Origin of the sequence: Psychrobacter immobilis (assembly GCF_904846175.1) — a bacterium.
Taxonomy (GTDB): Bacteria; Pseudomonadota; Gammaproteobacteria; order Pseudomonadales; family Moraxellaceae; genus Psychrobacter; species Psychrobacter immobilis_E.
Genome location: NZ_CAJGZM010000003.1, coordinates 69007 through 81296, shown reverse-complemented (window position 1 = coordinate 81296; position 12290 = coordinate 69007). Strand labels below are relative to the sequence as shown.

Sequence of the window (12290 nt, the reverse complement as noted above, 5' to 3'; positions counted from 1 at the left end):
TGAAGTTTTTGAATGATTTAGCACGTTTTATTTAGTCAATGAGGATGATATGGCAATACAAAAAATAAGAGCATTTTTTAACCTCGAGGCGTCAGGTGGCATTGTCTTAGCACTGGCAGCCATCGCAGCAATGATTATTGCCAATACTCCTCTGAATGCTTGGTATGAATCCTTTATTCATGCGCCCGTCGCCATTCAAATAGGCAGCTTTGCAATTGCAAAGGACGCCCATCATTGGATCAACGATGGTCTGATGGCAGTGTTCTTTTTCTTAGTTGGTCTTGAGCTTAAGCGTGAAGTGCTCATCGGCGAGCTCTCCAACGTCAAACAAATTATCTTACCAGCTGGCGCGGCGTTGGGCGGTATGATTATGCCGGCTATCGTCTACTTGCTCTTTAACTATAATGAGCCTGAATTTTGGAAAGGTTGGGCGATTCCTGCGGCGACCGATATTGCCTTTGCTCTTGGCATTTTAAGCCTACTTGGCAATCGCGTGCCAAACTCGCTCAAGGTATTTTTGGTATCTATTGCTATTTTCGATGATATTGGCGCTATTTTAATCATCGCCTTATTTTACACCAGTGACTTATCGCTCGGCTCGCTCGCTGTCGCTGCTCTTTGTTTACCATTCTTATATCTACTCAATCGCCGTAATGTCACCAGCATCACTCCTTACATACTGATTGGGGTCATTATGTGGATTGCCGTGCTCAAATCTGGTATTCACGCGACGTTAGCTGGGGTAGTACTCGCTTTATTTATTCCATTATTTGACCGTACTGACCCTGAACACTCTCCACTTGAAGAGCTTGAGCACGACTTGCAAAACACCGTGTCTTACGGGATTCTGCCATTATTTGCCTTTGCCAACGCCGGTATCTCGCTCAAGGGCGCAGGCTTTGCCGAGCTGTTTCATTCGGTGCCACTGGGTATTGCTGCCGGACTATTTATCGGCAAACAAATGGGTGTGATGATAATGTGCTGGTTAATTTTCAAATTGGGTATTTCTACCATGCCAAAAGGTATGACCTTTAAGCAAATCTACGGCGCAGCGTTACTTTGCGGCGTTGGCTTTACCATGAGCTTATTTATTGGTGGTCTGGCCTTTGGCGGCGCGACGCCATTATTTGATGAGCGTTTGGGTATCATTATGGGTTCAATCGTTTCTGGTATTGCCGGTTATCTGATGCTTAAAGCGACCTTGAAAAACGATGTCAATAATACCTCGGTGGATTTAACCCATCATTCGTAATCATTAACTGAGCGACTTTATAATGAAGTTGCTCAATACAACTAAGTTACTTAAAGCAGCATCGCCCAATGCGCTTACCATTAGTTCATAAAAGCAGACGATATAGAGTAGCTAATAAATATGGATCCCATCGATATCGCTAAAAAAAACGCTAAAAAAAATGTTACCAGTACTCGGCAAGATACTAACATCCGTCAAGTGCCTGACCCTCAATACGCGCATCCCTCTTATCAGCGTCATGGGCGCACGACGGCGATTGACGACCATAGTGACTTGCAAGTCTTAAAGCGCATTAAGCGTTATTTATTGCCAAAAGACTTTGTCATCTCGCAAGATTTATTAAACGAGATGGTTGCTGGCTACGATATCGGTGATCCAGTGGCAGATGCGTTAGCCACTGATGGCATTCGTTTTGCCAAGCCTTTACAGCAACTTATCATCAGCGACAGTAGCAATAGCAGTAGCAGTAGCAATAGCAGTAGCAGCAACCTCGATGCTAACCTCGTAAATAACCCTGCATTTAACGCCTTAACCGAGCAATTTAGCAGCCATCCTACTTGGTTTGACCCAAAACTTGCACAAATCGGTGCCGTCGCTTATCGACGTTATCCACTGATGCTGATTTGGCTATTGCGTAACGTCGCGCTCATGGCAGGCTATAGTATTCCCGCCCTCTCCCTGCCGCTCATTCAAACGGGCGCATTAATGCATGACGCCCTACCGCGTTTGATGCGTACTTATGCGTATATCCTAGCTATCTCTGAACATCCTCAATTGAATATGAAGACAAGTAATAATCGCCAACCTATCGAGCAGGTATTGGCGATTGGCTCAGAAGGCTGGCGGCAGTCTATCAAGGTGCGGCAAATTCACACTATTGTGCGGCAAAACTTGCTCAAAGGTAAAGGCAATGCAGCTAAAGGCGTCATACCCAATGCCGACCAACACCATAATCCAGATGGCAGTTGGAACACAGACTACTGGGGTATTCCGATTAATCAAACCGATATGATTGCCACCCACTTGCAGTTTTCATTATTGATTATGCGAGGGTTACGACTACTAGGCGCACGCATCAGCACTGAGGAAGCTGAAGGTATCCTGCATTTATGGAATCTTGCTAGCTACTGGATGGGCGTTGATTTAGAGCGCTTACCAAAAGATGAAGCCGCTTGTTGGGAATGGCTCTATATCTATTTATCGATTCAGCAGCTTGATTTTAAAATGGGTCAGCCGCTAGCCAAAGCGCTACACGATTTGCCGCGGCAACTGATGGGTGAGGACAATCGCCGTGGACGTTTCGTTGAGATGGTCAATGCCAGCGTGACCCGTACTTTGGTAGGTGATGATATCGGCGATGGGCTAGATTTGCCAAAATCAAAAATCCGTTTTGGTGTTTTATCCTCAGTACCAATTCTTTTTGCGCTCGATACGGCACGCCAGCACAATCAAAGTGTGGCTGAAAAACTAGAAACCTTCCGCGCCAAACGCCAAGATAATATGAACTGGTGGCTGAAGAAAAATGACGATTATTATAAATAACGTGCGATAAATACAGAATAATAAAAGCAGAGAAACCGCTCAACATTAAGTAAATCTATAACGAATATTATTATTAAAATCTATAGTTCATAACTAAAAAGCATATGTTGAATATTATTAGTAGTAAATAGAATATATTAAGCCATTATCAACCGCCTCTACAATAACTATAATAAATCCGCAAAAGACGCGCTTGGCTTTGGTTAGAGAATGGTTCTACTTTAGATACCTCAATCGATAACCTCAACCCTTATGCGGGTTAATTACGCGTATTCTCGATGCGGTAATACCACTCAAGCTGCCGATCAAAGCCCGTTTCCAACAAGCTGGCAATGACGCGTCCTGTCAGACCCCAAACCGTTTCACCATCAACCTGCCAGCTGGGTGTGAGGATGGTCGCGGTCTGATCTTGCATCGCATATTCTACCGCATACTCAACGGTAGGCTGAGTCAGTAAAGTTTCAAAATCTGCCCAAAAGATACGTGAGATTTCGCCAAGCTCAGGCACTAGCAATAAATCTGGTGCAATCAGCGCCACAATGGGACGCACACTCATACCGCTTTTGGAGGTTTGAGTGGGTAATTGACCAAGCAACTGGACTTTATCAGGTGGTAGCGCCGTCTCTTCGCAGGCTTCACGCAAGGCAGTGACGACATTATTACCATCGCCTGCGTCATGCTTACCGCCAACGCAAGAGACTTCGCCAGCATGACTGTTCATATGGGCGGCGCGGCGCGTCAGTAGCAATTTAGGATGGCGCTCGTGGGTAATGGCAACCAATACCGAGGCATCGGCAATCGGTGTCTGATATAAGCTGTCTAAAATGCGGACGCTACGAGAAGTGTTAGAGCCGTCGTACAACGCCGGACTGGTGACGGCATTTAAGGTCTCTTGCTGCACGCGTTCTGCCAATTTTCGAATGGTCGGATAACGAATAAATTCGGGCACAGCGACTGAAAATTCATCAAAACGTGCAGACTGCGGGAGGAGTAACATTATTATTGCCCTATATTTTTATCAGTATGAAGCATCAATGCCGTTAAATATAAATAGCCATTAAAGATAAATACTGACTACCCAAGTAACCATTTTAAAAATCACATTTTTTTAGGAAATAGTCGTGGATAAGATTTTTTCATTAAATAAGATGCAGGGCAAGATTGATGATTGCCCGCAAAGATTGCCATTAGTCATCATCGCCCTTGCTTGGGTTGGCGGTACTTTTGCAACCGCTATACTGGCGCTATTAGGCAGTTGGCAAAATGTCGCCATGATTTTAGGCTCATTTGGTGCCAGCTGTTTGCTTATTTTTGCTTATCCAGAGAGCCCCTTTGCGCAGCCTAGAAACATCGTCGGCGGTCATCTTATCACCACTTTTACTGGTCTATCATTTTTGACCTTGTTTGGTATCGAATGGTGGAGCTTATCGCTGGCGGTCGGTACGGCGATTGCGCTGATGCTATTGCTGCGCGTACCGCACCCACCTGCCGGCTCTAATCCATTAATCGTCATGCTCGGCGGCGTCAAATGGCATTTTTTAATTACCCCTACTCTGGTCGGCGCGCTCGCCTTGGTGGTGGTTGCTCTCATTTATAACAATATCGGGCGCGGTCGCCATTACCCGCGTTATTGGTAAAGCTATCCTTTAAGGTAAAAGGTAGAGCCATCATTTATTATTTAACGTCAGTCTAGCCTAGCGCAATCTGAACACGACTGCATATACTTTCTGTGACTGGACTGGCGCGGTAATCGCTGCCCCGACAGCGACGCATAAAAACACCTTCTTTCATAAACGTAAGGCTAGCTACAATTAGCTTAGAAAAAATGTGTGCTTTTTATTATCACTGCCAGTGCGATGAAAATTTGTGTTATCTTAGGCTTAATGGCTATTTTCAAATAAAACTTGATAGGCTAAAGTCATATTATTTTATAAAACAAGAATTATAATTCTTCAAATAATGACAACCTTTTCTTATTCCTCTTTTTTATTATATAAGGCAGTTGATATGCGCTATTGTCTACAATGCGGTCATGAAGCAGAACGCAAAATACCAACCACCGATAATATCCCGCGTTTGGTATGCCCAAACTGCAATTATATTCACTATGAAAATCCAAAAGTGATTTGTGGCTCGCTGGTCGTGCATAAAAACAGAGTACTGCTATGTCGCCGTGCGATTGAGCCGCAATATGGCTTATGGACGCTGCCCGCAGGCTTTATGGAAAATGGCGAAACCATGGCAGAAGGTGCTGCGCGAGAAAGCTTTGAAGAAGCGGAGGCAGTCGTTACCAACCCGCATCTATACTGCTTATACGATATTCCTGATATCGGGCAAATCTATAGCATTTATATCACCGAGCTAAAAGATGGCGCTTATGGTATTGGCTCTGAAAGTCTTGATTGCGCTTTATTCACCGAAGAAGATATTCCGTGGGATAAGCTTGCCTTTGAAGCCGTACGCCGCACGTTAAAAAGCTACTTTGCCGACCGTAAGCAACATGATAACCATGAAGACTTCCCCATCCATCAAGAGTTGATTGGCAAAGATCAAGCCATCAAGCGCTATTAATCCAGCTTTTAAAAATACTACCCACAATAAAAACCGCCGCTTTCAATATAAATATTGAAGGCGGCGGTTTTTTTATACAGATACTGATTTGCTATTACTTATTTTGCTATCAGTAAAAAAACTAGCTTCTAATTTTACATACTTTAAAGCCAAGCTCTTGTACCGCAGCTTCTTTATCATAGGGCGCTAATACGGCACGCACGTGTTTTTGACCTTGCAGATATTGCTTGGCAACACGCTGCAAATCAGCAACCGTCACCGCTAAAATGGCAGCACGCATTTTACGTTGCCAGTCTACGCCGCGATGATGCAAATTAGCAAAGCACGCTTTAATCGCCTCCCCTGCTGGAGAACCCGGCTTATCCATGCCTGAGATAATGCCTAAGATAGCTTCTTCTAATTGCTCATCCGTTTGCGGCTCATTCAATAGCCATTCGATACTGGAATCGAAGTGCACAAAGGTCTCAGCGCACTGCGGATCACGGTAGCTAAAGAACTTAAAGGCGCAAGCGTTGGCATCATAGCCCGCACCGCCGCCATAAGCACCGCCACGCTCACGAATAGCACTATGCAAGTAGCCATTACGCAAATAAGGCGCTAATACCATTAAAGCTGCTGTATCAGGATGGTCAGCCGCTGGCACGGTATATGCGCTAGCATTGTGATAAACGTTGGTCGGCACTAACCAAGCCAAGTCTTCAACGTCGAGCGCCACACCACTTTCTAGTGCTTTGACCGCGTCTTTATCGCCATTTAACGCTGCATCAAGTTGCAACTCGGCAAACTCACTTGGAATACTATCTTCAATACCCGCATCAGAGTTTGTTATTTTTTCAGCAATTTTCGGTGCTTGGCTGTCTTTCCAACTATCAACAATCAAATTACTCAAGCGTTCGGTTTGCTCTGCTTCACAGATAATAACGGCATGCTTAGGCAAGCTGATTAAACGTTGATGTAAATCCATCAAACTGGTTGTTAATTTATCCCACTGTGCATCATCGGTACTGGCATGGGTTAAGAAGTCTTTTAGCGCGTTCAATGCTGGCAGACCGCTGCGCACATATTCTAACTGCGCTTGGCGACTCATGCCGCGACTGGCGGTTTGCATCGCATAAGAATGTCCAGAACCGGCAAGGTTTGACTGCCAACCTGCTTGGCGCTGCTGCAAGATTTCTTTGATACGGTCATGCTCACTAAAGACACTGTGTTCCATGACTTCTTTTAGTAAATCAATTGCTTCAGGCTTACGATTCAGCGCGCGCGTGGCAACCACAAAGTAACTGCTAATCGCTTGGCTGTCATCGATATTGGTACGCTGACTTATACGCGCCGTCACCCCTGATGAATGCGCCGCTTGCTTGGCTTGCATCTCATGAGCGCTTAGCGAATCCGTACCCAACTCAGACAGTAAGCTTAAATAAATAGGCAATAACGGATGATTAATCACCTCATTAATGGGCAACTCATTGTTGTTATCAACATTCTCACCAATCGCATCGGTTAATGGCACAATTACTTGATAATAATACAAGCCGTTGGTGCCTGCTTCATATTCAAATAAGATGCTGTCTTGCCCACTCAAACTTACTCGTTTTTGCTTGCCTTCTTTAAAGCTGATATCCGTTGGTACATCTTCTAAGCCAACTTTCGGTAATAAGCTTAAATCATCAGGCGCTGCTTGGCGCGCTGCCAAATCTAACGCTTGTTGTTTTAAGATAGCTTTATCATCAGCGGTCAAATCCATCGCAATGGTATCAAGACGGGTTTGCTCAGCGGCTGCCAAACGGGCTGTTTTTTCGCTGTCTGGCGTCATTGTGACGCGGACACGGTGCTGATTGTCTAACAAGTGCTGCTTAATTAAATTTGGTAACCACTGCGCGTCGACGACTTGCTCACGTAGCCATTGTAGATGCTCATCAACTTCCCAGACATCGATAGGGTTGCCATCATGAATCGCAGTACTAAAGCCTTCTAACATTAGATTTAGACCATACGGCATACTATCGCCACCGATATGGCGCTGATCTATCTCAATCTGATGCAGGATGGTTTCAATGGTTTCATCATCAATCGGTTTGCTAGCAACCTCTTTAAGCAAATCAATAATGCCCTGCTCTACCGCTTCGGCATGCTCAGGATTAGAGCCACGTAATCCAGTATAAAATACCATTTCATAATGACTGTCGTCGAGTCCCAATAGCGGACTTGGTGCTTTACCAAGTGGATGGCTGTCCAAATACGCACGCAGCGGCGAGCCAGCATGCTCAACCAACACGCCTTCTAATAAACGCAAGGCTAAACGTTGCTTTGGATCGGTAATCGATGGCAATAACCACGCAACCACATGATGGGTTTGGTCAGGACCGGCTTCGTCAGCGGTATAAGTGTCAACGGCGCTAATCGGTGCAGACAGACGCTTTTCTGGACGTGAGACGTGTTTTTTACCCGCTTCAAATTGAATTAAGGCATCTTCATGGATTTTCTCCTGCGTCTCAGCGACCGGAATATTACCAAAGCTCATAATCACACTGTTTGATGGATGATAATGGCTTTGATGAAATTCAACCAGCTCATGATGGGTCAAGTCAGGAATATCAGTAGGATCACCGCCTGAATTATAATGATAGGTCGTCGTTGGGAACAAGTGATGGGCAACCGTATGATATAACTGGTCAATCTCGCCGCTCATCGCGCCTTTCATCTCATTAAAGACGATACCCTTAAACTGCGGCTTATCATTTTCGTCTAACTCTACGCGAATGCCTTCTTGGGCAAAATCAAGCGGATGGATATTTGGGAAAAATGACGCATCAAGATAAACGGCAAGTAAGTTAAAGTAGTCGTTTTTATTTTGCGTCGCATACGGATAGGCTGTCCAATCGGCAGCAGTCATCGCATTCATAAAAGTATTTAATGAGCGTTTAATCATCGAAAAAAACGGATCACGTACGGGGAATTTCTCAGAGCCACATAAAGCCACGTGCTCTAGAATATGTGCCTCACCTTTTGAGTCCATTGGCTGGGTGCGAAAGCCGACCAAAAAGGCATTTTCATCACTCGGATGCGCCAAATGGTAATGCATCGCCCCAGTCTTAATATGCTGACTGATCAGCACATCCATCGATAGCGCCTCAATGTGGCGATGCTCAATCAGCTCAAAGGCAGGATGCAAAGTTAGATCAGTAGTAGATAACGTGTCGGTCATAATTTTCCTTATAGACTATCCTGAGAGTTTTCCAGTCAATCGCTCATTTAGCCAATAACTAGTGACGTATGTCAGGATAAGCAATCAAAAGTGGTGAGATTATATTTATGAAATTCGTTTGCATAACAATAGCAGCGTTATAAAAAATGTCTGGGTAATCTTTAAATAGAATGGCATTTAGCAGCTAAAAAGAGTTTGCCTAACGAAACTAGATGGGGCTAAGAGCTCGATAAGTCAAGACAGAACAGGGATAAAAGTGATAACACATAAAGATAGTATGGAATTAACAAAGCCTACTTAACAGCGCTCGGTAGGAGTGCTATAGTAAATACTATCTGACACGAGGAAGACGCTATGAGTTACGAACATATTTTATTGGTCACCGACTTGATGTCCGACGCTGATGTGGTCGCCCAAAAGGCCAAACGTATCGTCGAGAATCGTCCTAACGCCAAACTATCGGTATTACATATCGTTAAAGATACTATGGTTGGCTTCGGCTATGAGCTGGTGCCTGCCTCAAGCTTATATGATGAAATTGATGATGAACGTTGCCAAGAAGCGCGCGCCAAACTGGCACAGTTTTTGGACCGTAACGACTTACATGCGGTCAATTCTGAAGTGACCACCGCCATCTCTAACAGCGAAGGTATCGTTAACTATTGCCACAAGCATGAGGTTGATTTGCTGGTCATCGGTCGTCATGAACGTCATGGCATTGCCGCTTGGCTTAGTGGTGCGACAGCAGATAATATCTTGCCAAACGTCCCTTGCGACAGCTTAGTCGTGAGACTGGATAAACCTGTTAACAAATAACTCTAAGAATAGAATTAACGTCGTTCCCAAGTTATTGTCAACTATTAAAAAAGCTCATTAAAAAAAGCGCATTGTCTGACATTGCGCTTTTTTATTATCAATTAAAATAATAAATATCTTCGCCCGCGCCTCTATATTTACTAAAAAAATCAATCTTCTGTCAAAATATCAATAAAGCTTTGCCAAATCGGGCTTTGGTGACGAGCTTTATGCCAGACTAGCCACCACGTACGCGACAAATCTATACCCGCGACCTTAACTTGAACCAATTTTCCTGCTGTAAGCTCCGCTTCAATGACATGCTGTGATAAACAGCCAAGTCCGATATCGGCGCTCACCATATGTTTGATGGCTTCTGATTGCTGAATCGCCATCACAATCTCGGCATGCGGCAAGTATTGCAATAATTGCTCATCGATAATTTGCCGTGTACCAGAGCCCGCCTCTCTTACCAACAGCGGCAGCCTTGCCAGTTGTTCCGCGCTCAGCTCATAACATTTCTCTTTATCGTTATAGGTCATGTCTGTCAGCCACTTACTCTTACGCTTAGCAAATACCATCAAGGTATCGGTCCGCCAAGCACGCTGCTCAATCACTTTCATATCTGTCGGGCGCGGCATACCTTCTACTAAAGCAATATCAATACTCAATTGCTCAACCTCGCTGACCACTTCTTGGGTATTGGCAATATACATATCGATATGAGCATCCGGTAGCGCGGCATATAGCTTGGCAAGCAGCGGCGGTAGCACATAATTGCCGATAGTGGTACTGGCACCAATATGAATCTGCCCTGCTTGATGTTTATGATAATGCTCTAGAGTTAAAGCCTGCCCCAAGATGGCTTGCGCCTGTATATAAATAGGATGGGCGTTTGGATGCTGATTAAGCCTACGCCCGACGCGCTCAAATAGCGGCATCTGCAACCTTGCTTCTAATTCTGTCAGCGCGCTACTGACCGCTGACTGCGATAAATGCAGCGCCTCACTGGCACGGCTGGTACTGCCCGTTTGATAAATACTGACAAACACTGATAGCTGTTTAAGGGTAATCTTTGGCAGCATCTGTATGGTTTTTTTCATAATTGCTTTGACATCCTATGCACCCTGTAAATTTTCAAAAACCTAAGTTTCAAAACCGATTATTAACCCAAAAAATCGATAGTTTATATCTTATTAATCTGTTTTTATTATAAATCGGTATGACTTATACTGTCTATTCATAAGCTTATGCTTATTTCGATTATAGTTGATAAATAATAGGATGCGTACGATATGAACGCAATGACACAAACCATGCATAACTACTTCCCGCATAATCGCCATCTCTTGGGACTGATCGTCGTGCTGATGGGTAGCTTGTTTTGTTTGTGGCTGAATATGAGCTTAGATACGTGGTCGGACGGGCGTATTGTCGGTCTGTCGTCGTTGACGCTAGCAATCTTATTTGGCATGGTATTGGGCAATACACTGTACCCAAATTTTTCCGAGCAACTTGATGCTGGCGTTAACTTTGCTAAAGGTCAAATATTACGTCTTGCCATTATTTTTTATGGCTTTAAGCTAACCTTGACACAAGTCGCTAGTGTCGGTATGCCAGCCGTTATGACGGATGCACTGGTATTAACCTCAACGTTTTTGCTTACCTATTGGCTTGGCACCAAATGGCTCAAAGTCGATAAGCAAACGACGTTATTGATTGGTTCTGGTGCCAGTATCTGCGGTGCGGCGGCGGTGATTGCCGCAGAGCCAGTGGTCAAAGCGGAAGCCCATAAAGTGACTATCGCTATCGCTACCGTGGTAGTCTTTGGCACGATTGCCATGCTTCTTTATCCGTTTTTATATCAGCTTGGCTGGCTGCAACCTTGGTTAAACGCCCAGCAATACGGCATTTATACGGGTTCAACCATTCATGAAGTGGCGCAAGTGGTGGTCGCAGGTAATGCTGTTAGCACTGAGGTTGGCAATACGGCAGTTGTGACTAAAATGATACGGGTGATGATGCTTGCGCCTTTTTTACTGATTTTATCGTTTGCTTTGACCACAGGTAGTAGCAAAAATGGTGAAAAACCGTCATTGATGAAGCGTGTACAACAAGTCAAAGTGCCATGGTTTGCCTTTATTTTTATATTAGTGGTGTTACTGCATACTTGGGTGCCGATGACGGCAAGCTTTGAGCGTAGTATGGTCATACTTGATGATGTATTGCTTACCATGGCGATGTTTGCGCTTGGTTTAACCACGCATCTAAGCGCCATTAAACAAGCGGGGGTTAAGCCGCTTATCTTAGGGGCGATAATGTTTGCTTGGCTCATCATTGGCGGCGGACTGATTAATATCGGCATTGCTTCACTTTAATTACTTCACTCTAAAAAAGTTACTGATTAAACACCAAAACCAAAAACGCCGACGATTATCAATAATCGTCGGCGTTTTTGTTCTAAGACTTTGCTTAATGTCTTATTATCAAAGCATTTCTCATAAGTCATAGGCGATAAATATAAACAATAGACGAAAAAAAACGAACCCGAAGGTTCGTTTTTTATTCATCTTGCTCTAGTTGTCTATAAAGACAAATTAGATAGCAACGATGTTATGAGCTTGTGGACCTTTTTGACCTTGAGTTACAGTGAACTCAACTTCTTGGCCTTCAGCTAAAGTTTTGAAGCCTGAACCAGTGATTTCGCTGTAATGAGCAAAAACGTCTGCGCCAGTTTCTGGAGCGATAAAACCAAAGCCTTTAGCTTCGTTGAACCACTTAACTGTACCTTTTTGAGTATCTGACATAATATAATCCTACTTTTTAATTTATTAATGGTCTAGTGACCGGTAACGCTTGCAAATAGCTACTGAACGATAAATATTAAAACGAAGGATTATAACTAATACTACGAGGTAATGATTT

10 protein-coding genes are annotated in these 12290 nt (G+C 44.1%); 6 read left to right on the top strand and 4 right to left on the bottom strand.

Going from position 1 to position 12290, the window contains the following annotated elements:
• Positions 1-49 precede the first annotated feature (49 nt).
• The gene (gene nhaA, locus JMW39_RS04900; RefSeq protein WP_201544415.1) at positions 50-1252 is read left to right on the top strand and encodes a Na+/H+ antiporter NhaA; all 1203 of its coding nucleotides are present in this window, start codon (positions 50-52) and stop codon (positions 1250-1252) included.
• Between the two features lie 120 nt (positions 1253-1372).
• Positions 1373-2794: an oxygenase MpaB family protein gene (locus JMW39_RS04895; RefSeq protein WP_201544413.1), complete on the top strand. Its 1422-nt coding sequence runs from the start codon at positions 1373-1375 to the stop codon at positions 2792-2794.
• Positions 2795-3053: 259 nt separating this feature from the next.
• Here JMW39_RS04895 and JMW39_RS04890 read toward each other — a convergent pair whose 3' ends face one another.
• A complete protein-coding gene (locus JMW39_RS04890; RefSeq protein WP_201544411.1) occupies positions 3054-3791 on the bottom strand; it encodes an NUDIX hydrolase in 738 nt (245 codons plus the stop codon).
• A gap of 124 nt (positions 3792-3915) precedes the next feature.
• Between JMW39_RS04890 and JMW39_RS04885 the strand changes: the two genes are divergently transcribed.
• Together JMW39_RS04885 and JMW39_RS04880 are read left to right on the top strand one after the other, a co-directional pair.
• On the top strand, positions 3916-4431 hold the full coding sequence (locus JMW39_RS04885; protein ID WP_227679343.1) for an HPP family protein: 516 nt from the start codon (positions 3916-3918) through the stop codon (positions 4429-4431).
• A 370-nt stretch (positions 4432-4801) separates the two neighbouring features.
• Positions 4802-5365 (top strand): NUDIX hydrolase, encoded by a 564-nt coding sequence (locus JMW39_RS04880; RefSeq protein ID WP_201544409.1) that lies wholly within the window; start codon positions 4802-4804, stop codon positions 5363-5365.
• Between the two features lie 121 nt (positions 5366-5486).
• On the opposite strand, the gene JMW39_RS04875 is transcribed toward JMW39_RS04880, so the two are convergent.
• On the bottom strand, positions 5487-8570 hold the full coding sequence (locus JMW39_RS04875) for an insulinase family protein (RefSeq protein ID WP_201544407.1): 3084 nt from the start codon (positions 8568-8570) through the stop codon (positions 5487-5489).
• Positions 8571-8924: 354 nt separating this feature from the next.
• Between JMW39_RS04875 and JMW39_RS04870 the strand changes: the two genes are divergently transcribed.
• A complete protein-coding gene (locus JMW39_RS04870; protein ID WP_201544406.1) occupies positions 8925-9386 on the top strand; it encodes a universal stress protein in 462 nt (153 codons plus the stop codon).
• A gap of 149 nt (positions 9387-9535) precedes the next feature.
• Here JMW39_RS04870 and JMW39_RS04865 read toward each other — a convergent pair whose 3' ends face one another.
• Positions 9536-10468, bottom strand: coding sequence for a LysR substrate-binding domain-containing protein (locus JMW39_RS04865; protein ID WP_201544404.1), 933 nt, complete (start codon positions 10466-10468; stop codon positions 9536-9538).
• A gap of 192 nt (positions 10469-10660) precedes the next feature.
• Here JMW39_RS04865 and JMW39_RS04860 point away from each other — a divergent pair, with 192 nt between their 5' ends.
• Complete coding sequence (locus JMW39_RS04860) at positions 10661-11743, top strand: YeiH family protein (RefSeq protein WP_201544402.1); 1083 nt, start codon at positions 10661-10663, stop codon at positions 11741-11743.
• Positions 11744-11962: 219 nt separating this feature from the next.
• Here the strand turns inward: JMW39_RS04860 and JMW39_RS04855 are convergent, their stop codons facing one another.
• Complete coding sequence (locus JMW39_RS04855) at positions 11963-12172, bottom strand: cold-shock protein (RefSeq protein WP_010201661.1); 210 nt, start codon at positions 12170-12172, stop codon at positions 11963-11965.
• Between the last annotated feature and the right edge of the window lie 118 nt (positions 12173-12290).

What these genes read in the sequence shown, in the direction of transcription:
- JMW39_RS04860 (WP_201544402.1), top strand. Translation starts at nt 10,661, where the DNA reads ATGAACGCAATGACACAAACCATGCATAACTACTTCCCGCATAATCGC.
- JMW39_RS04865 (WP_201544404.1), bottom strand. Translation starts at nt 10,468, where the DNA reads ATGAAAAAAACCATACAGATGCTGCCAAAGATTACCCTTAAACAGCTA.
- JMW39_RS04895 (WP_201544413.1), top strand. Translation starts at nt 1,373, where the DNA reads ATGGATCCCATCGATATCGCTAAAAAAAACGCTAAAAAAAATGTTACC.
- JMW39_RS04855 (WP_010201661.1), bottom strand. Translation starts at nt 12,172, where the DNA reads ATGTCAGATACTCAAAAAGGTACAGTTAAGTGGTTCAACGAAGCTAAA.
- JMW39_RS04870 (WP_201544406.1), top strand. Translation starts at nt 8,925, where the DNA reads ATGAGTTACGAACATATTTTATTGGTCACCGACTTGATGTCCGACGCT.
- JMW39_RS04890 (WP_201544411.1), bottom strand. Translation starts at nt 3,791, where the DNA reads ATGTTACTCCTCCCGCAGTCTGCACGTTTTGATGAATTTTCAGTCGCT.
- JMW39_RS04875 (WP_201544407.1), bottom strand. Translation starts at nt 8,570, where the DNA reads ATGACCGACACGTTATCTACTACTGATCTAACTTTGCATCCTGCCTTT.
- JMW39_RS04880 (WP_201544409.1), top strand. Translation starts at nt 4,802, where the DNA reads ATGCGCTATTGTCTACAATGCGGTCATGAAGCAGAACGCAAAATACCA.
- nhaA (WP_201544415.1), top strand. Translation starts at nt 50, where the DNA reads ATGGCAATACAAAAAATAAGAGCATTTTTTAACCTCGAGGCGTCAGGT.